The sequence below is a fragment of the Pseudomonas sp. NFXW11 genome (assembly GCF_049887815.1).
Taxonomy (GTDB): domain Bacteria; phylum Pseudomonadota; class Gammaproteobacteria; order Pseudomonadales; family Pseudomonadaceae; genus Aquipseudomonas.
This window is the reverse complement of the sequence record NZ_JAGEKI010000023.1, coordinates 90,938-116,813: the sequence shown is the minus strand read 5'-3', so window position 1 is coordinate 116,813 and position 25,876 is coordinate 90,938. Positions and strand designations below refer to the sequence as shown.

The 25,876-nt window shown below is 64.3% G+C and carries 26 protein-coding genes; 15 read left to right on the top strand and 11 right to left on the bottom strand.

The window, feature by feature from the left end; all coding sequences use genetic code 11:
* Positions 1 to 112 (top strand): transposase (locus tag J4P02_RS27595; RefSeq protein ID WP_036984840.1); only part of this gene is annotated, 112 nt, incomplete at its 5' end.
* A 68-nt stretch (positions 113 to 180) separates the two neighbouring features.
* Here J4P02_RS27595 and J4P02_RS27590 read toward each other — a convergent pair.
* From J4P02_RS27590 to J4P02_RS27570, 5 genes are all read right to left on the bottom strand, one after another.
* On the bottom strand, positions 181 to 582 hold the full coding sequence (locus J4P02_RS27590; protein ID WP_426196354.1) for an ExbD/TolR family protein: 402 nt from the start codon (positions 580 to 582) through the stop codon (positions 181 to 183).
* Position 583: 1 nt separating this feature from the next.
* Entirely contained in the window at positions 584 to 1,309 is a 726-nt protein-coding gene (locus J4P02_RS27585) for a MotA/TolQ/ExbB proton channel family protein (protein ID WP_426196352.1), read from the bottom strand.
* 55 nt (positions 1,310 to 1,364) lie between these two features.
* Positions 1,365 to 2,180 carry an energy transducer TonB gene (locus tag J4P02_RS27580; RefSeq protein ID WP_426196349.1) on the bottom strand — a complete coding sequence of 272 codons (816 nt, stop codon included), beginning with the start codon at positions 2,178 to 2,180 and terminating at the stop codon, positions 1,365 to 1,367.
* A gap of 422 nt (positions 2,181 to 2,602) precedes the next feature.
* Positions 2,603 to 2,926: a hypothetical protein gene (locus J4P02_RS27575; protein ID WP_426196347.1), complete on the bottom strand. Its 324-nt coding sequence runs from the start codon at positions 2,924 to 2,926 to the stop codon at positions 2,603 to 2,605.
* Between the two features lie 198 nt (positions 2,927 to 3,124).
* Positions 3,125 to 3,973: a LysR substrate-binding domain-containing protein gene (locus tag J4P02_RS27570; protein WP_426196346.1), complete on the bottom strand. Its 849-nt coding sequence runs from the start codon at positions 3,971 to 3,973 to the stop codon at positions 3,125 to 3,127.
* 152 nt (positions 3,974 to 4,125) lie between these two features.
* Here J4P02_RS27570 and J4P02_RS27565 point away from each other — a divergent pair, with 152 nt between their 5' ends.
* From J4P02_RS27565 to J4P02_RS27555, 3 genes are all read left to right on the top strand, one after another.
* The gene (locus J4P02_RS27565) at positions 4,126 to 4,587 is read left to right on the top strand and encodes a nucleoside deaminase (protein ID WP_426196343.1); all 462 of its coding nucleotides are present in this window, start codon (positions 4,126 to 4,128) and stop codon (positions 4,585 to 4,587) included.
* Positions 4,574 to 5,779, top strand: coding sequence for a CynX/NimT family MFS transporter (locus J4P02_RS27560; RefSeq protein WP_426196341.1), 1,206 nt, complete (start codon positions 4,574 to 4,576; stop codon positions 5,777 to 5,779). Before J4P02_RS27565 ends, J4P02_RS27560 begins: the two co-directional genes overlap by 14 nt.
* 95 nt (positions 5,780 to 5,874) lie before the next feature.
* The gene (locus J4P02_RS27555) at positions 5,875 to 6,351 is read left to right on the top strand and encodes a DUF6392 family protein (RefSeq protein ID WP_426196339.1); all 477 of its coding nucleotides are present in this window, start codon (positions 5,875 to 5,877) and stop codon (positions 6,349 to 6,351) included.
* 787 nt (positions 6,352 to 7,138) lie between these two features.
* On the opposite strand, the gene J4P02_RS27550 is transcribed toward J4P02_RS27555, so the two are convergent.
* Complete coding sequence (locus tag J4P02_RS27550) at positions 7,139 to 8,335, bottom strand: type II toxin-antitoxin system HipA family toxin (RefSeq protein ID WP_426196336.1); 1,197 nt, start codon at positions 8,333 to 8,335, stop codon at positions 7,139 to 7,141.
* Complete coding sequence (locus J4P02_RS27545; RefSeq protein WP_426196334.1) at positions 8,335 to 8,586, bottom strand: helix-turn-helix transcriptional regulator; 252 nt, start codon at positions 8,584 to 8,586, stop codon at positions 8,335 to 8,337. The genes J4P02_RS27550 and J4P02_RS27545 overlap by 1 nt, the downstream gene beginning before the upstream one ends.
* Before the next feature lie 318 nt (positions 8,587 to 8,904).
* Between J4P02_RS27545 and J4P02_RS27540 the strand changes: the two genes are divergently transcribed.
* The 5 genes from J4P02_RS27540 (at position 8,905) to J4P02_RS27520 (ending at position 11,313) form a co-directional block, all read left to right on the top strand.
* A complete protein-coding gene (locus J4P02_RS27540) occupies positions 8,905 to 9,483 on the top strand; it encodes a hypothetical protein (protein ID WP_426196332.1) in 579 nt (192 codons plus the stop codon).
* A 9-nt stretch (positions 9,484 to 9,492) separates the two neighbouring features.
* A complete protein-coding gene (locus J4P02_RS27535; protein WP_016963103.1) occupies positions 9,493 to 9,708 on the top strand; it encodes a helix-turn-helix domain-containing protein in 216 nt (71 codons plus the stop codon).
* Between the two features lie 76 nt (positions 9,709 to 9,784).
* Positions 9,785 to 10,456: a hypothetical protein gene (locus J4P02_RS27530; protein WP_426196329.1), complete on the top strand. Its 672-nt coding sequence runs from the start codon at positions 9,785 to 9,787 to the stop codon at positions 10,454 to 10,456.
* Between the two features lie 102 nt (positions 10,457 to 10,558).
* Positions 10,559 to 10,987, top strand: coding sequence for an SMI1/KNR4 family protein (locus J4P02_RS27525; protein WP_426196327.1), 429 nt, complete (start codon positions 10,559 to 10,561; stop codon positions 10,985 to 10,987).
* Entirely contained in the window at positions 10,984 to 11,313 is a 330-nt protein-coding gene (locus J4P02_RS27520) for a hypothetical protein (protein ID WP_426196325.1), read from the top strand. The genes J4P02_RS27525 and J4P02_RS27520 overlap by 4 nt, the downstream gene beginning before the upstream one ends.
* 103 nt (positions 11,314 to 11,416) lie before the next feature.
* On the opposite strand, the gene J4P02_RS27515 is transcribed toward J4P02_RS27520, so the two are convergent.
* Positions 11,417 to 12,766, bottom strand: coding sequence for an aryl-sulfate sulfotransferase (locus J4P02_RS27515; protein WP_426196323.1), 1,350 nt, complete (start codon positions 12,764 to 12,766; stop codon positions 11,417 to 11,419).
* Positions 12,767 to 12,832: 66 nt separating this feature from the next.
* Positions 12,833 to 15,205 carry a TonB-dependent receptor gene (locus J4P02_RS27510; RefSeq protein WP_426196321.1) on the bottom strand — a complete coding sequence of 791 codons (2,373 nt, stop codon included), beginning with the start codon at positions 15,203 to 15,205 and terminating at the stop codon, positions 12,833 to 12,835.
* A gap of 154 nt (positions 15,206 to 15,359) precedes the next feature.
* Between J4P02_RS27510 and J4P02_RS27505 the strand changes: the two genes are divergently transcribed.
* Positions 15,360 to 16,304, top strand: a complete 945-nt coding sequence (locus tag J4P02_RS27505; RefSeq protein WP_426196319.1) for a LysR family transcriptional regulator — start codon at positions 15,360 to 15,362, stop codon at positions 16,302 to 16,304.
* Positions 16,305 to 16,566: 262 nt separating this feature from the next.
* On the top strand, positions 16,567 to 18,183 hold the full coding sequence (locus J4P02_RS27500) for an alkaline phosphatase family protein (RefSeq protein ID WP_426196317.1): 1,617 nt from the start codon (positions 16,567 to 16,569) through the stop codon (positions 18,181 to 18,183).
* A 182-nt stretch (positions 18,184 to 18,365) separates the two neighbouring features.
* On the opposite strand, the gene J4P02_RS27495 is transcribed toward J4P02_RS27500, so the two are convergent.
* The gene (locus J4P02_RS27495) at positions 18,366 to 19,271 is read right to left on the bottom strand and encodes a TauD/TfdA dioxygenase family protein (RefSeq protein WP_426196315.1); all 906 of its coding nucleotides are present in this window, start codon (positions 19,269 to 19,271) and stop codon (positions 18,366 to 18,368) included.
* A 184-nt stretch (positions 19,272 to 19,455) separates the two neighbouring features.
* Between J4P02_RS27495 and J4P02_RS27490 the strand changes: the two genes are divergently transcribed.
* Positions 19,456 to 20,376, top strand: coding sequence for a LysR family transcriptional regulator (locus J4P02_RS27490; RefSeq protein ID WP_426196313.1), 921 nt, complete (start codon positions 19,456 to 19,458; stop codon positions 20,374 to 20,376).
* A 52-nt stretch (positions 20,377 to 20,428) separates the two neighbouring features.
* Here J4P02_RS27490 and J4P02_RS27485 read toward each other — a convergent pair whose 3' ends face one another.
* Positions 20,429 to 21,451 (bottom strand): ABC transporter substrate-binding protein, encoded by a 1,023-nt coding sequence (locus tag J4P02_RS27485; protein WP_426196311.1) that lies wholly within the window; start codon positions 21,449 to 21,451, stop codon positions 20,429 to 20,431.
* A 383-nt stretch (positions 21,452 to 21,834) separates the two neighbouring features.
* On the opposite strand from J4P02_RS27485, the gene J4P02_RS27480 reads away from it, so the two are divergent.
* Genes J4P02_RS27480 through J4P02_RS27470 form a run of 3 tightly spaced genes read left to right on the top strand, consistent with a single transcriptional unit; the run spans position 21,835 to position 25,867 of the window.
* Positions 21,835 to 23,430, top strand: coding sequence for an ABC transporter permease (locus J4P02_RS27480; protein WP_426196309.1), 1,596 nt, complete (start codon positions 21,835 to 21,837; stop codon positions 23,428 to 23,430).
* Positions 23,427 to 24,242 carry an ABC transporter ATP-binding protein gene (locus J4P02_RS27475; protein WP_426196307.1) on the top strand — a complete coding sequence of 272 codons (816 nt, stop codon included), beginning with the start codon at positions 23,427 to 23,429 and terminating at the stop codon, positions 24,240 to 24,242. The genes J4P02_RS27480 and J4P02_RS27475 overlap by 4 nt, the downstream gene beginning before the upstream one ends.
* A 14-nt stretch (positions 24,243 to 24,256) precedes the next feature.
* Positions 24,257 to 25,867 carry an arylsulfatase gene (locus J4P02_RS27470; RefSeq protein ID WP_426196305.1) on the top strand — a complete coding sequence of 537 codons (1,611 nt, stop codon included), beginning with the start codon at positions 24,257 to 24,259 and terminating at the stop codon, positions 25,865 to 25,867.
* The last annotated feature ends 9 nt before the right edge of the window (positions 25,868 to 25,876 follow it).

Below are 25,876 nucleotides of genomic sequence, written 5' to 3'. Positions count from 1 at the left end.
ACTGGAAGGGATAAACAATCGAATAAAGGTCATCAAACGGATGGCGTACGGTTACCGGGATAGCGAATTCTTTTTTATGAAGATCAAGAGCGTCTTTCCCGGTAATCCGTGAAGAACCAAAAAAAAGGCCGCACCCTGCCCAGGAGACGGCCTGAAAAGTCGTGGCTTTGTTGCTCGGTTTCAGCGCGCGGTAATCACCGACAGCTTGGTGATGCCGGCGCGCTCGATGGAGGCCATGGCCCGGGCCACTTCTCCGTAATTGACGCCATCGTCGGCCTGCAGCTGCACCCGCACCTCCGGGTCCTTGGCCTTGGCCGCCTGCAGGTTGGTTTCCAGCAGCTGCGGCTGGATCGGGTCCTTGTTGATAAAGAGTTGGCCGGCGCCGTCGATGCTCACCACCAGCGGGTCCTTCTGCTCCACCGGGGCCACGGCCTCGGTCTTGGGCAGGTTGATCGGAATGGCGTTGGTCAGCAGCGGCGCGGTGACGATAAACACCACCAGTAGCACCAGCATCACGTCCACCAGGGGGGTGACGTTGATCTCGCTCAGCACTTCATCGCTGTCTTGGGTGGAGAAGGCCATGTCAGGACGCCTCCTTGACTTTCTGCGGGCTGCCCGGGGTTGCCGCCTTGTGCAGGCCCGGGTGGATCAGCAGGCGAAACGAGTGCTTCTGCGCCAGGCTGTAGAAGTCGTGGGCGAAGTCGTCGAGGTCGGCCGCGGTGAGTTTCAGGCGCCGCAGGAAGTAGTTGTAAACCAGCACCGCCGGCACCGCGACGGCGATCCCCACGCCGGTGGCCACCAGGGCCGCGCCAATCGGCCCGGCCACGGTTTCCAGGCTGGCCGAACCAGCGGCGCTGATGCCCTTCAGGGCGTCCATGATTCCCCACACGGTGCCGAACAGGCCGATAAAGGGCGAGGTGCTGCCGATGCTGGCGACCACCGCCAGGCCGGTTTCCAGGGAGCGGCGTTCCCGCACTATCTGCTGGCGCAGGGCGCGTTCGAGGCGGTCCTGATGGTTGATGGCCTGGCTCAGGTCCGCGGCATGGGGCGCCTCGCCCACCTGGATCGCCGCATAGCCGGCCTGGGCCACCCGGGCTGCCGCGCCGGGCTGGGTCTCGCTGAGCACGGCGGCGGAATCCAGGCTCGAGGCTGCCCAGAACTGCTTGTGGAACTTGCGATCCTGGGCCTTGAGGCGGGCGAACTGCACGCCCTTGACCAGGGCCAGGCCCCAGGTGGCGACCGAGAAGACCACCAGCAGCCAGATCACCGCGCTTTCGATGGATTCCAGTGGAGATGCCAGTAACGTCATGATGTGTTCCCTCTGTGTAAGCGTTTAGCGCGAATGATTTGATCGGCCTTGCGGCTCAATGGATCTTGAAGTCGATGGGTACGCTGACCCAGCCGTCCTGGGCCACATCGCCCTGCTTGGCGGGGACAAAACTCCAGCGCTTGACCGCGGCCAGGGCCGCGTCATCGAGCTGCTGGCGGCCACTGCTTTTCTGGATCTGGATCTCTCCCGGCTTGCCGCTGGCCAGCACATGCACCCGCAGCAGCACCGTGCCCTCCCAGCCCCGGCGCTGGGCCAGGGAGGGGTATTCCGGCGCCGGGTTCTTCAGGTAGGCGGCGCTGGCGGAGGCCGGAGTGACAGGGGCCGGAGCGGGTGGCGCGGCAGGCGCCGGAGCGGCGACCGGCGCCGCGGGCTGCGGTGCTGCCGGGGCCTGCTGCACCGGCTTGGGCGCAGGTTTCGGCTCGGGCTTGGGCACAGGTTTTGGCTTGGCTTTGGGCACCGGCTTGGGTGGCGGCGGCTTCACCGCCAGCTCATCCTCCACCGGCGGCGGTGGCTCCACCACGGGTTGTGCCGGTTGTGGCGGTGGCGGCTCGACCACTGGCGGCGCCGGGTGCGAGAACTCGATGGTCATGGGCGGAATTTCCGGCGGCACAATTGGCAGCACCGGGGCCGGCTTCTGGCTCAGCCAGTAGATCACCGCGCCGTGCAGAACCAGGGCCGCCACCCCCAGGAGGATCGCCTCACGACGGCGCAGTACCCCCCGGGGGGTGCGTTGCAGGCGCAATTGGCCCAGTGGCAGGCGATGCGGCCGGCCAAGATCGACCAACTCGCCACTCGGTGCCTGGCGCCACGGCACCTCATGTGCACTGGCGGCGGTCTGGACATTGCCCATGGATTCACTCCCTACGGTCTTTTGCGAATAACCCGACAACGGCGTTTGAACGGCCCCCACGCAACGCTGCCGTGGAATCCATGATCGACGGCCTCGGCTTATCTCTTAAAGTAATCTTTCAAGTTATATATAGACCTGAATGGAATATTGAAGTTGGCGAAAATGCCCCAGGCCCCGTTATTCAAGGGCTGCAGCCAAGTCGATGAAAAGTCATGCCTTGCGGGCATTGAAAATATTCCTTCAAGGCATCGAAAGTTGCCGTTAGCAAAGTTCTTCAACCACCAGCGCGCTGATTAAAAGCAACTAAGCAAGTGCCATACTCTTTCGGATGAACTTTATTCCAGGCACGAAAAAGCCGCTGCAATACTGCGCTGCCTTATATAAGCCAGCGAATATCCAGCGGCACTTACTTGTGGAAATAGTTACTGCTTGACGAACTCGCCACTCAGGCCGACTACATCGCCACTGAAGTTGCTGCGGGCGCCAGAGGCCCGCAGCCGCGCGTAGTTGTGATCGGGGGAAAACAGCGCCCAGGCCTGGTAGCCATAGCCGTCGTTGTAGCCCGAGACATTGATGATGGTCGGCTGGCCGCTGCTGTTCTGGAAGTGGTAATGTCCGGCCACGCTGTACTTGACCCCGGCCTGGGTCAACTCACCGCTGAACGAGCCGTTGGCGTCATTGCCATCGGTGACGATCAGACGGGCGTCAGCGTTGTGGTTCACATAGGTGCCATTGATGCTCGACATGGGCGGTATTCCTTCTGCGGTTGAAGTTTCATCCAATGAAGCAAGTTCTTTCTTGAACCTGCAAACCCAGCATGGTCGGCATTTATCCAACTGTCCAAAATAAACACCTACAACCACTAACTAAATAGCTATAGCCTGCAACCCGCCCTCTATAACTTATAAACAAACCCCAAGTACTTATAACTCCCCTCTTGCAACTTACCGCTTGTCACTCGCCACTGCCCTTATCCGCTCCTGCAACTGCCGACCGGCCGCGCTCAAGCCACTGCCGGCATACAGCGCCAGGCGCACGCCCTGGATATCCGGCAAGCCGCTGCCCACGTCGAGTATTCGATGGCCCTTGTCCAACACCCGCACCGGCAACAGGCTGATGCCCAGGCCCGCCGCCACCGCCGAGCAGACACTGGCCAGGCTGGCGCTGGAATAGGCAATGCGCCAGGGCCAGCCGCCGACCTCCAGGTGGTGGAGCATTTCCTGGCGGTACAGGCCGCCCAGCGGAAATGCCACCAGGGGCAGTGGATCGCGGCCAAAGGCTGGCTGGCGCAGGCTGTCGACCCAGCACAAGGGCTCGGGCCAGGACTCCAGGCAGTCATCGCTGTGGCCCATCTGCTTGACCAGCAGCAGGTCGAACTCACCACGCCGGTATTGGCGTAGCAGCTCCGGCCCCAGGCCGCTGCTGACCTCCAGGCGCACCGCCGGATGGTCCAGGCCAAAGCGCGCCAGCAGCGGCATCAGGCGTTCGGCGGCAAAGTCCTCCGGCACCCCGAGGCGCAGCACCTCCTCGCTGCGCTGATTGACCAACACATCGCTGGCCTCTTCATGCAGCGCCAGAATGCGCCGGGCATAGCCCAGCAAGCGCTCGCCCTCCACCGTGGCCACCACTAGGCGCTGGTCGCGATCGAGCAACTGGCAGCCCAGGCTCTCTTCCAGGCGCCGCACCTGCTGGCTCACGGTGGACTGGGTCAGGTGCAGGCGCTCGGCGGCGCGGGTGAAATTCTGACTGTCGGCCACTGCGACAAAACTGCGTAACAGCACGGGGTCCAGCATTTTCACACCATCCAATTTCCCACTGATTGGCATGATTATATTTAATTTCAGAATACTAAACCGGCTCACCATACTTCTCGTTCAGCAACCGGAACCAGGAGTTCTGATGCAACTCCATTGCGTGCTGCTCCCCCTCTTCCTCGGAACCCTTGATGAACGACGATCAACACTACCTGCAACGGGCCGTTGAACTGGCCCGGCGCAATGTCGAACAGGGCGGCCGCCCGTTCGGCGCCCTGCTGGTGCGCAACGGCCAGGTACTGGCCGAGGCGGTGAATGAAATCCACCTCAGCCAGGACCCCACCGCCCACGCCGAAATGCTCGCCATCCGCGCCGCCAGCCGGCAGTTGGGCCCGCGCCTGGACGGCTGCGTGATCTACGCCAGCGGCCAGCCCTGCCCCATGTGCCTGGCGGCCCTGTACCTGTGCGGCGTGTCCCGCGCGGTGTACGCCGCCAGCAACCAGCAGGCAGAGCCTTTCGGCTTGTCCACCGCGGCCATCTATCAACAGCTGAGCCAGCCCCTGGACGCCCAGCGCCTGCCGCTGCTGCACCTGCCCCAGGCGGCGATGAGCGTCCTCTACCAGGACTGGCAGCAGCGCCATGCCGCGAACTGAATCGGTGTTCAAGACCTTTGCCGGCTGGGCCCTGCTGGTGTGCCTGGGCCTCAATCTGCGGCCGATCCTCAGCTCAGTGAGCCCGCTACTCAACGACATTCGCGGCGCCACCGGCATGAGTTTCCAGGGCAGTGCCTGGCTCACCAGCCTGCCGGTGATCTGCATGGGCCTGGTGGCCCTGCTGGGGGTACGGATCGAAGCCCGTCTCGGCGAGCGCCGGGGCGTTTCCCTGGGCCTGCTGCTGGTATTGCTGGCCTGCCTGCTGCGCTTGTTCTTCGGGCATGCCGCAGCCCTGCTCGCCACCGCCCTGTTGGGCGGTGCCGGGGTGGCCTTGATCCAGGCCCTGGTGCCGGCCCTGATCAAGCGCCAGTTCCAGCAGCGCGTGGCGCTGGCCATGGGGGTCTATTCAGCCTCGCTGATGGGCGGTGGCGGCATCGCCGCCCTGCTCAGCCCGCAGGTAGCCAGCCACTTCGGCAACTGGCAGGCGGGGCTTGGCATCTGGCTGCTGCCGGCCATGGCCGCGCTGCTGCTCTGGGCCGGCCTGCCCCTGGGCGCCGGGCGCCGCATGGGCAACAGCACCAGCGCCAGCGGGCTCTGGAGCAACCGCCGCGCCTGGCTGCTGGCTTTGTATTTTGGCCTGGTGAACTGCGGCTACATGAGCATGGTGGCCTGGCTGCCGGCCTACTACCTGCAGATGGGCTGGAGCGCCGCCCAGAGCGGCTCGCTGCTGGCCTTCATGACTGTTTTCCAAGTGACCGCCGCCCTGCTGATGCCGGCCCTGGCCCAGCGCAGCAGCGACCGCCGACCGTTGCTGGGCATCAGCCTTGCGGCCCAGGCCACGGGGTTTCTCGGCCTGGTGCTGTGGCCCTTGCAAGCGCCGCACCTGTGGCTGGCGCTGATCGGCTTCGGCCTCGGCGCCTGCTTCGGCCTGAGCCTGATCCTCACCCTGGATCACCGCCGTGATCCACGGGAAGCCGGGCAACTGGCGTCATTCGTCCAGGGCGTGGGCTTTTTGATCAACGCCATTTCGCCGTGGCTCAGCGGCTGGCTGCGGCAAGTCAGCGGCAGCTTTGCCAGCGCCTGGTGGGTGCTGATTATCGGCGTGCTGGCGATGCTTCTTCTGACGCGGATTTTCAGCCCTGACAGCTATCAGGTCAGGACCCAGCCCGACACAGCGCCACAGCCTGCCTGATGCCTCTCCTCAATAAACCGCCTGCGAACGCTGCAAGTGCCGCAGAGGCGAGCAGCGTAGAATCCCCTCCCGACATCAAGGACACAGGCATAGCGATGGACGCCGCAACGATCGGCCGCTGGGTAAAGAACCTGGGCCTCACCTACGAAGAACTGCTCGCCCAAGGCGAAAGCATCGAGCCCCCGACGGACAAGATCTACGACGAATTCGAATGGCTGACCGTATTTGTCGAGCCCGGCCTGGCCCTGGATTTCTGGGAAGACAGCCTGGCCCTGGAAAAGGTACTGATTGAGCTTATGCCCCTTGAAGAGGGGCGCTCGTTCTACAGCGGCGAACTGCCCGCCCCCTTCTCACGCACCATGACCCACGAGGAAATCCGCAGCCTGCTGGGCACGCCCTTGCGCTCGGGAGAGCGCACGCCATCCGCGGACGGGCAACGCATGCTCAATGCTTGGGAGAGCTACCGATTGCCGGAGCATCTGCATCCCAGTGCCCGGGTTGGATTCGTCTATAGCGCCGATATGCAGATCAAAGTTCTATCGTTCGACCTGCTGGAACCCCGTCGCGACTGAGCCATTCCCTATCGCCAACCTGGCTGCTTTGCCTAGCAACTGTATTCCTCACGCGATTTGTGCCGAAGTCTTGCATCGTTCTTGCGGCCGCCTTCGCGGGCAAGCCCGCTCCTACGATGGCCCGAGATACCTCGTAACCTTGCGTGACAAGCTGCGAACGGCTGCAAAGCAGCCGCAAAACCTGCATTCACATTTGGCCTGATACACCGCGGTGCCCGGACCTGCGCCCTGTTGGAGTGCCGTCCAACCCGTTCGCAGCCTTCGGCAGCTCCTACAAGGGATACGCACACCCCATCTTCAGGCCGGCCGACAGGCCGCCGTCTTGCTTTGGCTATTGATCTTGATCTCAAAGGCCCCGTTAACCACGCTGGCCGCACGCAGGCATTGATCCGTGGGTAACCCGGCAGGACGCCGGGTTAGCCGCCCCAGGCCATGGATGGCCTGTGGCGGCGGCCCACGGATCAATGCCGGAGTAAGGGCATGCCGAGCCTAAGCGAGGCACCGAGTGGAGGGGCAAGCGTTTTTGGTTCCTTTTTAGGCGACTGTAAAAAGGGACTCGCCGTAAGGGCGAAACCACCAGCCGCCACACCCGCAGCAACGGATATGCACACCAACAAGACAGCAGCCTCAGGGTTTACGGCCGCTGCGCAGCCGAGCGGGAGCAAGCTCCCTCGCCACAGTAAAAAAATCAGCAGGGGCGCGGCGTGGGCTCTTCGTCAAAGCTGCGGAAGGCCTCGGACGAACCAGACGGCACACCGCAGCAACACACGGCCAGGCAATACGGGTGCTAGCCAAAAGTTTTCATAAAGGGCTCGGCAGATTGCCGGATCGCCGCGACAACATGCGGTGCCCGCTCGCAGCATTCGGCCGATCGGTTCAACACCTGCTCCAGTGCTGCCAACTGCCCGCGAATAACCTCTTGCGGACGAGCCACATCACAGACCTCGGCAAACTCCAGCAACCCCTGCCGCGAGGCGAACAGAGACTTGTTGCCCAACAGATCCAGGGCCAACACGTCTTGCGGGAGGTAGGCGGTGGTGTTGACGATATCGTAGGCCGGCGCCAGCCGCGCATCGCGCTGGCCAGGGTCGGAATACAGCAACCCGAAGTTCTTCAGGTGAGCATCGCCATTACCCACAATGCAGCTCAGGCTCACCATGGCAAACAGCTGCGCCAGTGAATCCTGTACCTGCTCAGGCGAGCAAAACAGGCGCACGGCCTTGGCAATAGCCGAATAGCTCTTGCTGTATTTCTGCTCCGCGCCCAGCCCCATCAATGCCGCCATGTCTTCAAAGCCCAGGCAATCAAGCTGCGCGTCCCGGTCGAAACGGCGCATGACGAACAGCTTGGCGTTATCGGACAGGTAGAACTCCGGCACCGCAATGCCCGCCTCCCTGGCCACAGACATGCACAGGAACTCGTTGATCGCCAACCCCGGAAACTCATCCCGGCCGCTCTTGATGATCAGCTCGGAAGTCTTCGAGGTAAAACGCTGCGACCCGGTGTCATTCCGCTCAGGCACCATGACCTTGGGCTGCACGCCGGATATCCCGGCACGCAGGATGTAGCGATCCACCAGGTCGGCAAAGATGTCCTCGGCGCCATCCCAAGCGAGGATTTCTTCCAGCTTTTCCCCGGAAAACTGCTGTCGCTGCAACAGCGCATCAACTTCTGGCGAACTCACCGCGACCCGCCCGATGGGCGCGCTGCTGCCGGACAGCGCCAACAGCAACATCGGGTCGACCTTGACCACCTTGGCCAGGCGGTTGCGCAGTTGCTCCAGGACATAGCCTTCAGGCAGGTTCATCTGGAATATCGGGTGCAACTCCCGATAACGGTATTCATCCAGACGCACGGGCATCAGCAAGCTGACCGCTGCCTGTGCCCGAGCATCATCGTGGTAGCGAAACAGATAATCGCCAGCGCCACGGTGGATCTTCCCACTCTCACCGGCCGGGGTTGCGACCTGCAGTGTCGTGCTCATCAGTCGAACACTCCCTGGATCTCATCCAATGTGGGCATGGCAGCAGGCACCAATGTGAACTCACAGTCCAGGGCGGCCAGCACTCGCGCATAGGCCGCCATGCCCACCGACAAGTCGCCGCGCTCGACGGCGATGACCTTCTGCCGGGTCACACCGGCCAAGGCGGCCAGGCTGGCTTGTGTAAGGCCACGATGCAGACGGCGCTGGCGAACCTGCTCGCCCAGGCGCGAGGTGATCAGAAGGTAGTCCATGTTCTATATACCTAACAAAATTGATTGAATGTAACGTATACCTAACATTCTAGAAAATCAAAGAAACGGTGCGCTATTGCGATGGAGTGGCGCGCATATCCATTACTGCGGGTGCGAGGCTTAGATACGGGATATGCACTCCCTCTCTATCGCAACCCCAGGTTTTACGGCCGCTGCGCGCCCGAGCGGGAGCAAGCTCCCTCGCCACAACATCATTTCGGGCTCTAAACCAGCGGCATCTACCGAGAAATAAATTATTGTAATTCGATAATTTTTTATCAATAATTCGCCACCCCCCAGTTTTGCAAGGAATACCGCATGAACTCCCAAATCAACGGCTCGGCCCAATACCGCTTGCGACGGGTCGGCCTGCTGGCCGCGATCCTGGCCTGGGTCATGGGCGTGGTGGAGCTTGGCGGCAACGCCGGACTCTGGCTCTACAGCAAGGACCAGGTCCTGGGCGCCCTGCTCAGCGTGTTCGCCGACCACTCGCCACGCCTGTTGGAAGCCGACTTCAAACTCTCCTCCGCAAGCTTCACCCTGCTGGTGATCCTCGACTTCCTGCCCCTGCTGCTGTCGAGCTTCGCCCTGTGGCTGACCGGGGTGTTCTTCCTGCGGCTGTCCCGCGGTGAAACCTGGAGCGATCGCAATATCCGCATCCTCTGGCGCGTGGGCATGCTGTGGATAGTTGCCCCGGCCACCTTCCCCATGGTGGAAACCCTGCAAGGCCTGGCCCTGTCCATCGACCTGCCGCCGGGCCAGCGCATCTTGCAGATTTCTGCGGGCTTCTCGTCCTACGCGGCCTACGAGGTGGTCAAAGGAATCTTGCTCTGCTCGTTTTCCATTATCATGCGCGACGCCAAAGTCCTCAGTGATGAGCACAGTCACTACATATAGAACAATGAGATGACCATTATCGTTCGGCTTGACGTTGTCATGGCTAAAAACAAGATTCGCTCGAAAGAGCTCGCCGCCATCCTGGGCATTACCGAGGCGAATCTGTCGTTGCTGAAAAATGGCAAGGTCAAGGGGATGAAAATCGAGACCCTCGACAAACTCTGTGCCGCACTCGACTGCCAGCCAGGCGACCTGCTGGAGTACCAGGCCAGCGAGCCGGCATGACACCCCCGCGTTTGTTCGAACCGAGTCTCGATCGTTAAAGCCTTATCCATTCCTCACGTTGCACATTGGCTTATTCATGACTCGCTACCTGCTCTGCCCGCTGTTTCTGTTCGCCCTTTTTCTCACCGGTTGCGCCAACAAGCTCGAGGTTGCGATCAACGCCACCCCCGCTCCGGACTACTACTTCGATCCCCAGGCGCCGGTGCTGGTCACCGTCAACGAGACCAACGAAGCCCACGCCCTCAACGCCCGCTACTACCTGCGGGATATGGTTGCAGCCCTGCATGGCATGGGCTTCAAGCAGGTGTACACCGACACCCCGCAGCCGAACAACCACCCGCCGTTCCGGATGAAAATTGCCCTCGACGTGGGCAGCAAGAACACCAGCTACCGCTACACCGCCACCGACTACGGCCAGGTCCCCAGCAGCACCAAGACGGTGTGCAAGCAGAGCTCGAAAAAGGATCAGAACCTGGTGTGCAACAGCACCCCGGTGATGACCTGGGGCGCGGTGGGCAGCTCCGAGCGAACCGGCTACACCACCCTCTCCACCTTCAATGTCGAGGCCAAGGACGCCCAGAGCCGGCGCACGGTATTCCTGATGCGGGTGTCGTCCTATAACGAAGATTGCCAGGACGCCAAGGTCGAGGACTTCCTGGTGCAGGAGGGCCTGGACAACCTGGACTTCCGCAACCGGGTGCAACGCAAATACAGCGTCACCCTGCCCGAAGGCCACAGCTGCAAATAGCGCCTACCACGGGCTTGGGGATGGGCCTACAATCGCCTCCCCACGCCCGCCCGGTGCCTATCGCGCGGGCGCGGCCCCTCAATCACAAGGCGCATGGCAAGCATGACCACGGACTGGAATGCCTGGGACATAGAACCCGGATCTGCGGTGGACCCACAACTGATCGCCCAGGTGCAGCAACAGCTCGGGGTCGAATTCCCGGCGCTGTACCTGGACCTGGTGCAATACGCCGCAGCCGCCACCCCAGGGGTCGGCACCTTCCCCTATGGCAGCGCCTTCACCTGCATCAGTGAGTTCTTCGAGTTCAGCCTGGACCACCAGCCCTGGAGCCTGCTCTGGTACGCCAGCGCCGGTCGCGTGCCGGGGCTCGCCGCCGGTTGCCTGGCGATTGCCCGGGATGCCGGCGGGCTGCTGATCTGCCTGGACTTCAACAGCCCCTCGGTGGCGGTGGAAGTCTTCGATCCCGACAGCGCCAGGCGCTACCCGGTGGCCCCCGACTTCCAGGCCTTTGTCGAGCTGTGGCAAGCATGAAATCGATAGTCGTGCCCCTGAGCAAAGCGGCCATGCAGCGCCTGGACCTGGACCAGTGCCTGGCGGGCGACCTGCAGGAACTGGCCCTGTCCCCGGAGCAGTGGGCGGCCCTGCTCCACAGCGACCTGCTGCCCAGCCTGAACCGTGCCCTGGGCACCCTGATCGACGACTACGAAGACGCTTCGATCCAGGGCCAAGCCGCCCTCTCCATGGCCCTGTCGATCCTGATGCGGGCCGCGACGCCCGGGGACGAACTTATCCACAAGCTGATCGCCCTGAATCGACTGGCCCTGGAACGGGACACCGGGCTGTTCTTCTACTTCTGAGGCACTGCCCAGGGCTGCTCCCGCACCTCATTGTGTGGCGAGGGAGCTTGCTCCCGCTGGGGCACCAACCCGACCCAACCGGAGCCACAGCAGGGCCTCAAGCTCAGATCCCCGCGCTGGCACTGGCCTGCTTCAACCCCGATTCCGGCACGCTTACCGCGGTTTCCGAACGCGGCGTGTCCTGGGGCACCCAGTCGTAGCTCACCGGCAGAGCGCGATACACCCAGTTGCTGATGGCCTCGCTGCCCGGGGCCTTGCCCAGGTAGGGGCTGACGTATTCCCAGACGATTTCACCGCTGGCGGTGACCTGGAAGAAGCGCCCGTTCATGCCTTCGTCGATCAGCGTATTGCCGTTGGGCAGGCGCCGCGCGCTGCTGATGAACGAGCTGTAGAAGGCCCAGCCCGGCTGCCGCGAACTGGCGGCGCTGTACTGCCAGACGATCTCGTTCTTGATGGGGTCGATCTCCAGCACCCGGGAGCCGGCAATCAGCCCCAGGGGCACCGAGGGGTAGCCGGCGGTGCCCTGGTTGTCGAACACCAGCAGGTGCCCGGCCCCGGGCAAGCCGGCGGGAATGATATGGGCGTCATGCTGGCCGACGAACTGGTCCACCGGGCGCGGCAGCTTGGCCGCGGTCTTCGGGTTGATCGGCGCCAGGTTCGGCCCCAGGCGCCAGACCACCTTGCCGCTGTGCTTGTCGAGAATGGCGATGAAGTTGGCGTTGCGCGAATCGATCAGCAGGTTGTCCGGGGCGAAGCGCTGGTCGCCGGCATCGAACCAGCGGTTGGGGCCCACCACACTGAGGTTGTTGATGTGCAGGTAGTCGGGGTTGTCGGTGGCGTACACCAGCTTCAGTTGCGCCGGGGTAAAGCCGAATTCCTTGAGGTGCGCGGAGGCCAGCCACTGCCATTTGATCTGGCCGTCGGCGCCCACTTCATAGATCGCGTCGTCGATCACCTGGGGTACCTTGAACCCCGCCACCTGGTGCACCTTGTTGGCCAGCACCAGGGTGTTGCCGTTGCTCAGGCGACGCTGGTCGTGATGCTGCTGGGCGGCGCCGCCCGGGGCCTGGTCGCCCCACTGCCAGAGCACCTTGCCGTTCCAGTCCAGCTCGCCGACGCTCTGGTTACCCAGGCCATTGCCCGCCGAACCCAGGGGCCCGGGCGCCTTGTCCTTGAGCTGCAACAGCACCCGGCCGCGCTCGCCGCCCACCAGCTGCGGGTCGATGATCGCCGAGGGGAAGCCGGCCTGGGGCCAGCTCTTCACCTGGTTGCCGTTCATGTCGATCAGGTGGGTCTGCTTGTCGGCGCCACTGAAGATCACGTACTGGTTATAGGCCTTGGCCGGATCGTAGCGGGTCACCCCAGTGGGGTAGACGCTGGGGGCGGCTTGCACCGCAGAGGCCAGCAAGGTGGCGGACAACAGCAGGGGCAAAGCGCTTTTCACGGGCAACATGACGAGTACTCCGGTTCAGGTCGAAGGGCGCCGGCCCAGCCGGCGCGCGGTGCATGCAGGCGGGGTTCAGAAGTCGTAGCGACCGGTCACGCCGAGGGTTCGCGGCGTGCCCAGCAGGCCCTCGTAACCGCCGTTGCCGCCGGTCCAGAGGGTAGTGTAGTAGGTCTTGTCGAAGGCGTTCTTCAGCCACAGCGAAACATCCCACTGGCCCTGCTCATAGTTGCCGCGCAGGCCGGTGGAGAGGTTGACCACGGCGTAGCTGGGGATCTGTCCGTAGGCGGAATCCTCCACGGTGCCCACCGCCTTGGAACGGAACGCATAGCTGGCGGTGACGTACTCTTCCAGGCCGTTGTCCAGGTTCCACTTGTATTCGCCGTTGGCGTTGCCGATCCACTTCGAGGCGCCCACCACCTGGTGCCCGCTGAGGTCGCAGGAAGCCGGGGCACCGGGGCGCAGGCTGACTTCCGGCGGGCATGGCGCATCCTTATAGGAGAGGTAGCGCACGTCGTTGTAGGAGCCGTTGAGGTTCAGGGTCAGGCCGCGGATCGGCACCAGGGTGCTTTCCACTTCCACCCCGCGCGAGCGCACCGAGCCGGCATTGGTCAGGTATTGCACGCGGTTGCCGTAGTCGTAGGCGTTGGTCTGGTAGCCGTTGACCTGGGTCCAGAACAGGTTGGCGTTGAGCTGCAGGCGCCGGTCCCAGAGGGTGCTCTTGAAGCCCAGCTCGGCGTTGTTGGCGCGCTCGGTGCCGATCAGCAGCGAGTCGGCCCCAGCGGTCGGCGCCGAGCCCACCGCCAGGTTGACCCCGCCGGATTTCTCGCCGTGGGACAAGGTGGCGTAGCCCAGCAACTCGTCGCTGAAGCGGTAGCTGAGGTTGAGCAGGCCCGAGGGGCTGGTGCTGTATTGGTTGAGGTCGCCAGAGTCATAGGCCCCGGCGCGCCCACGTCGAGCCGTGGCCGCGGCACCCGCCACCGTGGCCCCGCCCAGCGGCGCGTTGCGGCTCACCCAGGCGCTTTTTTCCTCGTAGGTGCCGCGCAGGCCGGCGGTGAAATCCAGGCGCTCGGTCAGGTGCCAGGTGCCCTGGGCGAACAGGGCGAAGCTGTCGGTACGGATATGCCCATTGCCGATGCTGCTGACGTTGCTCAGGGCACCGTTGGGGGTGCCGTTCCAGATATCCGCCTGGGGCCCGTAATAGGAGAAGGATTTGTTGTCCAGGTCGGAGCCGAAGTAGTAGGCGCCCAGCACGTAGTCGAAGAAACCGCCGGTGGGCGAAGCCAGGCGAAATTCCTGGGACCACTGCTTGTCTTCCACCGACACCCCGGCGTTGTAGCTGGCCGGTACATTGAGGCCGTCGTCGTTGCGCGGGGTGAAATTCCACCAGCGGTAAGCGCTGACCGAGGTCAGGGTGAAGTCGCTGGGCAGGGTCCAGTTGGCCTCCAGCGAGGTGCCGCCCTGGAACACCGTCACATGCTGGTCGTTGTCCAGGTTGACCTTGCGGTGCGAGCCGTTGACCAGGGTCGCCCCGGCCGCCGCCGCCCGCGACTCGTAGACATTGGTGCCATTGATGGTCGGCCCGGTGCTGTACAGCACCCGGGTGCCGGCGCTGGAATCCTCTTCGTTGTAGTCGCCGATCCAGCGCAGGTTGAAACTGTCGCTGGGCTTGTAGAGCAGTTGCCCGCGAAAGCCCTGGCGCGAACCGCCATTGAGGTCATGGCCGTCGAACTCGTTCTTGATATCGCCGTCGCTGCGGGTGCGATAAGCGGAAAAGCGCCCCGCCAGTTCATCGCTCAAGGGCCCGGAAATCGTGCCCTTGGTCTGGAAGTAGCCGTCCTCGCCGAGGGAGGTTTCGATGCTGCGCTCCGGGGTGAAGCTCGGCGCCCGAGTGCTGATGTTGATCACCCCGGCGGTGGTGTTCTTGCCGAACAGAGTGCCCTGGGGGCCTCGCAGCACTTCCAGCTGCTCGATGTCCATCAGGTCGAACACTGCCATGCCCGGGCGCCCCAGGTAGACGTTGTCGATATACAGCCCGACGCTGCCTTCCAGGCCATCGCTGGCCGGGTTGTTGCCCAGGCCGCGGATCGACACGCTGGACTGGCGCGCATGCATATAGGCGACGTTGACGCTGGGCACCAGCTGTTGCAGATCCTGGATGCGGTACACCCGCTGGCTCTCCAGGGCCTGGCCGCCGATCACGCTCATGGGGGTGGGCACGCTCTGCGAACTTTCCTCGCGACGGCGGGCGGTCACGGTCACCGTCTGCAACTGATCGGCGTCGGCCTTGGCCTTGCTGGCGCTGCTCTTGGTCGGCGTGGTGTTTGGCGCCGGGGTCTCTTCGGCCCAGGTCGGCGTCCAGCTCGCGCTGCCGGCCAGCAACAGCGCCAGGGGCAGGCGCTTGAGCCGCCGGGGCGAGAGGGGAGAAGCAATGGACAACAGGCTCATGGGCGGCTCCTGGTCAGAAAATATACAGACTCGTATATTCCTTAAAGTTATTTATTTATGGATTTACAAATATTTACTGCATAAGAGATTGCCTTTATAAGGAGTCGACCTAATGCATAGCCAATGCATTTCCCCGATATTTTTTATGTGAAAAATGCATATCGACCTGCGCCAGCTCCGCCATTTCATCGCCCTCGCCGAACAGCGCAGCTTTGTCGCGGCCGCGGCCACGGTGAACCTCTCGCAATCGGCCTTCAGCCGCAGCATCCAGGCCCTGGAACACAGCGTTGGCTGCCAGCTGGTGGATCGCGGACGCAAGGACCTGGCGCCCACCAAGCAGGGCCAGTTGCTGCTGGAACATGCACGGCGGCTGGTCAGCGGCGCCCAGCAGATGGCCAACGAAATCAGCCAGTTCAATGGCCTGGAAGCGGGGGAATTGCGCTTCGGCTGTGGCCCGGCGCCGGCTGCGGGCTTGATTCCGCGGGCCATCGGCAGCTTTATCGGGCGCTACCCCAAGGCCCGGGTGCAGTTCCAGGTGGATGACTGGCAAAGCCTGAGCAAGCGCCTGCTCAGCGAGGAGTTCGAATTCTTCGTTGCCGACACCCGCCATTTCGAGGCCGACCCGGACTACCTGACCCAGCGCCTGCGCCCGCGCAAATGGCATTTCTGCTGCCGCGCCGGGCATCCGTTGGCCGAACGCGAAAGCGTCAGTGCCAGCGAACTGATGAGCTACCCGCTGGCGGTGACCATTCGCCCGCCGAACCTGCGCAAGGTGATAGTCGACCTCAGCGGCAAGCCGGACTTCACCCCCAATGTGGAATGCGAAAACAGCTACAGCCTGCTGGGGGTGGTGCTGCGTTCGGACGCCATCGGCATCGTCGGTTCCTATAGCGACGCCCTGCACAACGCCAAGGGCGAACTGGTGTGCCTGAAGATCGACGGCCTGGCCGACGACCTGGAAGAGCTCTACACCCGCTACGGCATCGTCAGCCGCGCGGGCTATCGCCTGTCGCCCCTGGCCGCGGCGATGATCGAGGAGATCAAGGCCATCGATGAACAGGACGAGGAACTGTGCAGCCTGGATAAGCTCGCCGTCTGAGCCAGGCCCTCGCGGCCGCCCGCCCCCATCGTAGGAGCCGGCTTGCCGGCGAAGAGGCCCTTGAGTCTTGCGGCGTTCTCGCGGACGCCTTCGCTGGCAAGCCAGCTCCTACACAAGCCAGCCCCACACAAGCCAGCACCTGAGAAACCCAGCGCCGCCGACCGCCTTGCATGCCATGCATCGAAACTATTCGGCAAATGCGCTTGCCGGAAGGCCCCGCCGAAGGCGAAAAAACTCGCCTGTCCTGCCTTCGGTGAACCCTATGTCCAAGCCCGCAAAACCCTTACGCAATGTGCTCTACATCATGTGCGACCAACTGCGCCGGGATTACCTCTCGTGCTACGGCCACCCGCACCTGCACACGCCCAACATCGATCGCCTGGCCGCCGCCGGGGTGCGTTTCAGCCGCGCCTACACCCAGGGCACCATCTGCGGTCCGTCGCGCATGTCGGCTTACACCGGGCGCTATGTCAGCAGCCACCAGGTGGCCTGGAACGCCGTGCCCCTGCCCCTGGAAGAACTGACCCTGGGCGATTACCTGCGGCCCCACGGCATCCGCACCGCGCTGGTGGGCAAGACCCACGCCACGCCCAACCTCGACGCCCTGCAGCGCCTGGCCATCGACCCCGCGAGCCCGCAGGCCGAGGTGCTCAACGAGGTGGGTTTCGAGCCCTACTTGCGCCATGACGGCCTCTACCCCGACGACCCGCTGTTCGACGACAAACGCGAGTCGGCGCCCTATACCCACTACCTGCGCGAGCTCGGCTACGACGGCCGCAACCCCTGGCACGACTGGGCCAACGCCGGTGCCGGCGAGCAGGGGGAAATCCGCAGCGGCTGGCACATGCGCAACGCGCACCTGCCGGCCCGGGTGGCCGAGGAGCATTCGGAAACCGTCTACACCACCGAGCGCGCCATCGACTTTATCCAGGAGCAGGGCGAGCAGCCCTGGTGCCTGCACCTGTCCTACATCAAGCCGCACTGGCCCTATATCGCCCCGGCGCCCTACCACGCCCTGTATGGCCCGCAGCAGGTGCTGCCGGCAGTGCGCGCCGAGCCCGGGCAGCTCAGCGATCACCCGGTGTACCACGCCTTTCGCCAGCATGAAGAGAGCCTGAATTTCTCCCGCGACGAGGTGCGGCTGAATGTGGTGCCCACCTACATGGGGCTGATCAAGCAGGTGGACGACCAACTCGGCCGGCTGTTTGACTTCCTGCAGAGCAACGGCCGCTGGGACGACACCCTGATCGTCTTCACCAGCGATCACGGCGACTTTCTCGGCGACCATTACCTGGGGGAAAAGGAGTTCCTGCTGGAGCAGGCAGTGGGGGTGCCGCTGATTGTCCGCGACCCCCGCGCCGCAGCGGACAGCACCCGCGGCACGGTGGATGAACGCCTGGTGGAAACCATCGATACCTTGCCCACTTTCCTCGACGCCCTGGGGCTGCCGGGGGCCGAGCACCGGCTGGAAGGCCGCTCGCTGATTCCGCTGCTGCACGGCGCCGCGCCAAGCTGGCGCCGCTACGCCATCAGCGAATACGACTACGCCTTCCAGGCCCCGGCCCGGGAGCGCCTGGGCCAGCCCATCGACCGCTGCCGCATGACCATGGTGCGCAGCGAACGCTGGAAATACCTGGCCTACGACGGCTTGCGCCCGCAGCTGTTCGACCTGCACAACGACCCCCGGGAACTGCACGACCTGGGGGCCGATCCGGCCTATGCGCAAGTGCGCGAGGAACACCTGGGCTACCTGCTGGAATGGCTGCGCGGCTTGAAGCGCCGCACCACCATCAGCCATGCCGAGATTGACCTGCGCGGCCAGCGCTTTCGCTACGGCGAGCCGCAAAGCGAAAAGCTGGTGCCGATCGGCGTGTGGTAACCAACCTGTGGCGAGGGAGCTCGCTCCCGCTGGCCGCAAAGCGGCCCAAAACAGGCACCGCGTTCATTCAGAAAGCATCGGGTGGCAGGGTTTACGGCTGCTGCGCCCCCCGGAGGCGCCGGCCGACCGAGCGGGAGCAAGCTCCCTCGCCACAGCACCACCTGATGCCTGGGCTGGAACGGTCAGAGCCCCTTGGTGGTCTGGCTGCGCTGCCCGTGAACCCCCACCGGCACGTCGCCCTTGAGGGTCACGCGGCGCACGATGCGGTCCTGGGTGCCGTAGTCGTCCACCGCATAATGCTGGGTCGAGCGGTTGTCCCAGATCGCCACGTCACCGGCGGTCCAGCGCCAGCGCACGGTGTTTTCCAGGCGGGTGACGTGGCTTTGCAGCAGGCCGAACAGGTGCGCCGAATCGGCCTGGGAATAACCCTTGATGCGCTTCACGAAGTGCCCCAGCACCAGGCTCTTTTCGCCGCTCTCGGGGTGCACGCGAACCAGCGGGTGCTCGGTCTCGAACACGGTGGAGGTGAACACTTGGCGATAGCGTTCGAGCTTCTCCGCCGAGACATCCGGCTTGACCCCGGCGTAGTCGTATTCGTTGCTGTGCACCGCCCAGAGCTTGTCCGCCAGCTCCCGCAGTTCCGCCGGCAGCTCGTTGTAGGCGCTGGCGGTGTTGGCCCACACGGTATCGCCGCCGGAGGCCGGGGCCACCACCGAGCGCAGGATCGAGGCCTTGGGGTAGGCGTCGACGAAGGTCACGTCGGTGTGCCAGGAGTTGGCCCGCTGGCCCTCGGCGCCATCGAGCTGCATCAGGTAACGGGTGCCGTCGCGCACCGGCACCGTGGGATGCGCCACCGGCTCGCCCAGCAGGTGGGCAAAGGCTTCCTGGCTCTGGTCGTCGAGGTGGCCCTGGCCACGGAAAAAAATCACCTTGTACTGCACCAGCGCCTGCTGGATGGCTTCCACGGTGGCGGCGTCGAGCTCGCCGGACAGTTGCACGCCACGGATCTCGGCACCGATACGACCGGCCACCGGATGGATATCCAGGACATGCACAGCGGGTTTGACAGCTAAGGCGGCATTGCTCATCAGGTACACCCTCATCGGATTGCTTGCGGTTGGAACCGCCGCGAAACAACGCTCTATCTATATTCAATTTGGATCTAATAGATAACAACATGCTTCGTTGACGGAATAAGAGCTTGCATTTAAAACCTCATTCCTCACTCGTCGCAAATGCCTTCGAGCTATTTTTCGGATGCCGGGAAAGCATATGGACCTTCGCCAATTGCGTTACTTCATCGCCCTCAATGAACACCGCAGTTTTGTCCGCGCCGCCGACGCCATGGGCATTACCCAGCCGGCCTTCAGCCGCAGCATCCAGGGCCTGGAGCAGGAGTTCGGCTGTGTGCTGGTGGACCGTGGCAACAAGGACCTGCGCCCCACCCCGGAAGGCCAGGTGGTGTTGCAGCACGCCTTGAGCCTGGTGCAGGGCGCGGCGCTGCTCGCCAGTGAAGTGACGCAGATGACCAAGCTCGATGCCGGCGAGGTGCGCTTCGGCTGCGGCCCGGCCCCGGCGGTGAAACTGGTGCCCGATGCGGTGGCGCAGTTCAGCAGCGAGCACCCCGGGGTACGCACCTGTTTCGCGGTGGATAACTGGGAAAAGCTCAGCCGCAGCCTGAACCGCGAGGAGATCGAATTCTTTATCGCCGACATCCGCCATTTCGAGGCCGATCCGAACTACCAGACCCAGCCCCTGACGCCCAAGCGCGGGGTGTTCTTCTGCCGCCCCGGGCACCCGCTGCTGGCCAAGGAAAGCCTGTCCACCAACGACATGTTCGACTACCCGCTGGCCACCACCCTGATTCCCCCGGGCATTCGCAAGCTGCTGGCCAACCTCAGCGGGCGCATCGATTTTTCACCGAGCATCGAGACCGAGCACTTTCCGGCCCTGGTGAAGATCGTGCGCCAGTCCAACGCGATTGGCGTGGGCACCGCCGAGGCCTTTGCCGAAGACATCGAGCAGGGCTCGCTGGCGCTGCTGCACTGGCGCAACCTGCCGCAGAACATCGACAGCCTGAACGCCCGCTGCGGCATCGTCAGCCGCAGTGGTTTTCGCCTGTCGCCGGCGGCGCGCAAGCTGATCGAGGTGCTGGTGGCGGTGGATCGGCAGGGGCACAGCATCGCCGTTTAAGCCCTGGCCGCCGGCTTGCCGGCGACAGGCGCCCCTGGCACAAACCCAGTGTTCAGAGACCGGCAGCGGCCAGTTGCGGGGCGACCCAGGCATCCACCTTGAACGGCTTGCGAATCAGCCGCTCCTTGGCCGCCAGGTCTACCGAATCCTGCAGCTTGCCGAGGAACACCGGGTCCAGGGTCGAGGGGAAAATCTCGCTCAGGCGCTGGTCCTTGAGGTCGTCCTGGAGGATCACCGGCGGGTAGCTGGCGAGCCCCGACACCAGCTGGATATAGGCTTCCTTGTTGCTGTCCTGGGTCAGCCACTGCACCGCCTGCTGCTGGGCCTTGAGCAGTTTTTCCACGGCCTCGGGGTGTTCGTCGACGAACTTGCCGGCGCCCACCAGCACGCTCTGCACGCTGCCGGCACCGCCCAGGTCCTTGGTGCTCAGGGGCAGTTCGGCCAGGCCCTTGCCGCGCAGTGCGGAAATCCCCGTGCTGCCCCAGGAGGCATCGATCTGCTTGGCCGCCAGGGCCGCCACGGCGGCGTTGAAGTCGAGGTTGACCACCTTCAGGTCCTTCTCGCTGAGGCCGCGGCTGGCCAGGGCGGCATCGAACGAGAGCTGGGTGGCGGTTCCGCGAAACACCGCCACGCGCTTGCCCTTGAGGTCTTCCAGGGTCTTGATCCCCGAACCCGGCACCACACCGAGGTAGTGCTTGACCCCGCGCGCCGAGGCGCTGAGCAGGCGGGTGTCGAGGCCGTTGGACTTGCCGATGATGGCGGCCAGGTCGCCCAGGTAGGCCAGGTCCACTTGGCCGTTGGCGAAGGCTTCATTGATCACCGGGCCTGCGCCCTTGAAGAAATTCCACTGGATCTTGATGCCCTGGTCGGCGAAGGCCTTTTCGAAGATCTGTTGCTGGCGCAGCACATCCACCACCCCGCCGCCGCTGTGCTGGGTGCCGGCGCTGAGGTCGGGCACGGCAATGCGGATTTCCTTGAGTTCGCCGGCCAGGGCCTGCAGCGACAGGCAACCCAGGAGGCCGGCCAGGGCCGGTGCGGCGAACAGGCTGATAACACGTTTGAAGGGAAGGTTCATAGGAAGGCTCCTGGTGGCAAAGGCTGTGAGGAGCAACAGGTAGGCACGGAATCGATCAACCTTTAAATACTAAAAATTCACATTTTAATAACCGTATTGAATAAATCAGCAGCCACGGGCGTCTCCGCCGGCATGCATGAAACGCATGAAAAATATTCTTCAAATGCATTGGATGCCGGTTGGCGAGAAGCCTTAAATGGCTTCTCTTATCCCCAAAAAGAATCGATAAGAATTTTAATAGAACATAAAAGAATATTTCGTAGAAGCCGGCTTGCCGGCGAAGAGGCCCGTGAGAGCACCTACAAGGCTGGGGCCCATTCGCTGGCAAGCCAGCGCCTACGTATCGAGCAACGCCATGCAGCACCCGACGACGGAGGTCATCCATGGCCCGTGTTTCCCTTCTCAGCCTGCCGCTCGCGGCGCCGTCCAATCGGCGCCCGGGCTGGCCCGTGATCCATCGGCGGCTGTTGCCCTGGCTGCTGCCCGCCAGCCTGTTCGCCCTGTGGTGGCTGGCCAGCCGCAATCAGTGGATGAGCGAGCAGATCCTGCCGGCCCCGGCGCTGGTCTGGAGCAGCGCCCTGGAGCTGGCCCATGGCGAGCTCTGGAGCCATCTGGCGATCAGCCTTCAGCGGCTGTTCTGCGGCCTGTTGGCGGGCATCGGCGTCGGTGCCTTGCTGGGCGGCGCCCTGGGTTTCAGCCGGCGCCTGGAGCGCCTGGTATTGCCCAGTTTCGGTGCCCTGGCGCAGATCCCGACCCTGGCCTGGATTCCACTGTTCATGGTGTTTTTCGGCATCGGCGAGCTGCTCAAGCTGGTGGTGCTGCTCAAGGCCGTGGTGGTGCCGGTGACCCTGCACACCCTGGTGGGGGTGCGCGATGCCCAGCCCAAGCTGCGGGAAGCCGCGGCAGCGCTGCGCCTGCCACCGGCGCTGCTGATTCGCCGCCTGGTGCTGCCGGCCGCGCTGCCGGCATTCATGGCCGGGGTACGCCTGGCCCTGGCCACGGGCTGGACCTCGCTGCTGGCGGTGGAACTGTTGGCCTCCAGCGAAGGCATCGGCTACCTGATGGTCTGGGCGCGGCAGCTGTTCATGCTGGATATCGTCTTCGTGTGCATCCTGGTGATCGGTCTGCTGGGGGTGGGCATGGACCGTGGCATCGGCTGGCTCGACCGGCGCTTGCTGCACTGGCCGCACCCGGCCACCGCGGAGTTGCGCCGGGGCCCGGGCGATCAGGGCTGGCAACGCCTGCAACCCTGGCTGTTGCCGCTGAGCCTGCTGGCGCTGTGGCAGGTGGCGAGCGACCAGCAATGGGTCGACCCGAACATTCTGCCCAGCCCATGGGCGGTGCTGGCCACCACCCTCGACGGCCTGCTGGATGGCAGCCTGCTCGGCGGCCTGGGCCTGAGCCTGAGCCGCACCCTTGGCGGCCTGCTGCTGGGCGGCGGGCTGGGTTTTGCCACGGGCCTGCTGCTGGGCCTGTCACCCCTCAGCGAGCGCCTGCTGGGGCCGAGCCTGGCGGCCATCCGCCAGATCGCCATCTTCGCCTGGGTGCCGCTGCTCACCGCCTGGTTCGGCCTGGGGGAGTTGGCCAAGTGGGTGTTCGTCGCCCTGGCCGCTTTCTTTCCGCTGTTTATCGCCACCCAGCGCAGCGTCGCCCAGCTGTCGCCACAGCTGGCGGAAGCCGCCCAGGTGCTGCGCCTGAACCTCTGGCAACGGCTGCGGCGACTGGTGCTGCCCGGCGCCACCCCGGGGATTTTCGCCGGCCTGCGCATCAGCCTGATCTACGCCTGGCTGGGCACCATTGGCGCGGAATACTTCATGCCGTCCAACGGCGGCATCGGCAGCCAGATGATCAGCGCCCAACAACTGCTGCGCATGGACCTGATCATGGCCGGCATGCTCCTGGTGGGCCTGACCGGGGCCCTGCTGAACCTGATCGGGCAACAACTCGAACGCCGCGCCACCCGCTGGAGACATGCATGAACGCACCCCTGGTCAGTTTCAATCACGTGGGCAAGAGCTTCGCCGTCGCCGGTGGCGAGCTGGAAGCCATCCGCGACTTCAACCTGGAGATTGCCGAAGGCGAGTTCGTCGCCATCGTCGGTGCCAGCGGCTGTGGCAAGTCCACCCTGCTGCGCCTGCTGATCGGCCTGGACAGCGAATTTCGCGGCGAGATCCGCATCGACGGCCAGCCCGTCACCGGCATCGGCAGCGAGCGCGGCATGGTGTTCCAGGAGCACCGGCTGTTCCCCTGGCTGACCGTGGCCGAGAACATCGGCCTGGGCCTGGTCAACCAACCCCAGGGCGCCGCCGAGCGCCAGCGGCGGATCGACGATTTCATCGAGCTGGTGGGCCTCAAGGATTTCGCCCGGGCCTACCCGCACCAGCTGTCCGGCGGCATGGCGCAACGGGTGGCGATCGCCCGCGGGCTGGTGGCCAGCCCGCGCATCCTGCTGCTGGACGAACCCTTCGGCGCCCTCGACGCCCTGACCCGCCAGCAGATGCAGGACGAGCTGCTGGCGATCCGCGCGCGGGCCAGCATCACCACGGTGCTGGTGACCCACGATGTGGAAGAAGCGATTTTCCTCGCCGACCGGGTGGTGGTGCTGGAGCCGCGCCCGGGACGGATCAAGCGTGTGGTCCAGGTGGCCCTGGCGCACCCGCGCCAGCGCAGCGGTTTCGACTTCCACCAGCTGCGCGAAGAACTGCTGCATGAACTGACCCGCGACGAACACTACCAGGCGCCGCCACCGGCGCAGATCCGCGACCTGCCCCTGACTTTCATTGCTTGCTGAACAGGAGTGACCCGATGCCGCAACGTCCCAACTTCCTGGTGATCCTGGCCGACGACCTGGGCTTTTCCGACCTCGGCGCCTTTGGCGGCGAGATCGCCACGCCGAACCTCGACACCCTGGCGTTCAATGGCCTGCGCCTGACCGACTTCCACACCGCCCCCACCTGCTCGCCCACCCGCTCCATGCTGCTCACCGGCACCGACCATCACATTGCCGGGATCGGCACCATGGCCGAGGCCCTGACCCCGGAGCTGATCGGCAAGCCGGGCTATGAGGGCTACCTCAACGACCGCGTGGTGGCCCTGCCGGAGTTGCTGCGCGAAGCCGGCTACCAGACCCTGATGAGCGGCAAGTGGCACCTGGGGCTGACCGCCGAGCGCACCCCTCACGCCCGGGGCTTCGAACGTTCGTTCGCCCTGCTGCCGGGGGCGGCCAACCATTACGCCTTCGAGCCCACCTACGACGAACACACTCCCGGGCTGCTGAAATCCACCCCGGCGCTGTATATCGAAGACGACCAGTTCATCGATGAACTGCCGGCAGATTTCTATTCCTCCGACGCCTTCGGCGACAAGCTGTTGCAGTACCTCAAGGAGCGCGACCAGAGCCGGCCATTCTTCGCCTACCTGCCATTCTCGGCGCCGCATTGGCCGTTGCAGGCCCCCGAGGAGATCGTCGCCAAATACCGTGGCCGCTACGACGCCGGCCCTGAAGCCCTGCGCCTGGAACGCCTGGAAAAGCTCAAGGCCCTGGGCCTGCTGGACGCCGAGGTCGAAGCCCACCCGCTGCTCAACCTGAACACCGAGTGGCAGGCCCTCAGCGAGGAACAGCGGCAGCTGTCGGCACGGGCCATGGAGGTGTATGCGGCGATGGTCGAGCGCATGGACTGGAACATCGGCCGGGTGCTGGATTACCTGCGTCAGCAGGGCCAGCTGGATAACACCCTGATCCTGTTCATGTCCGATAACGGCGCCGAGGGCGCGCTGCTGGAAGCCTTCCCCAAGTTCGGCCCGGAGCTGTTGAGCTACCTCGACCAGCACTACGACAACCGCCTGGAGAACATCGGCCGGGCCAATTCCTATGTCTGGTACGGCCCGGCCTGGGCCCAAGCGGCCACCGCGCCGTCGCGGCTGTTCAAGGCCTTCACCACCCAGGGCGGGATTCGCGTGCCGGCGCTGCTGCACTATCCGCAGCTACCGCTCAAGGGCCAGATCAGCCACGGCTTCGGCACGGTGATGGACATCACCCCGACCCTGCTCGACCTGGCCGGCGTGCGCCACCCCGGCCAGCGCTGGCGCGGGCGTGAGGTGGCGCCGCTGCGGGGCAAATCCTGGCTGGGCTTTCTCTCCGGAGAAACCGCCCAGGTGCACGACGAACACACGGTCACCGGCTGGGAGCTGTTCGGCCGTCGGGCGATTCGCCAGGGCCAGTGGAAGGCGGTGTACATCCCCGGTCCCGTGGGCCCGGCCACCTGGCAGCTGTACCACCTGGGCCAGGACCCGGGGGAAATCCATGACCTGGCCGCAAGCCAGCCGGAAAAACTGCGCAGCCTGCTGGAGGAGTGGCAGCGCTATGTGGATGAAACCGGGGTGATCCTCAGCGAATCGCCGTTCCAGCCTGACTGAGCAAAGGTG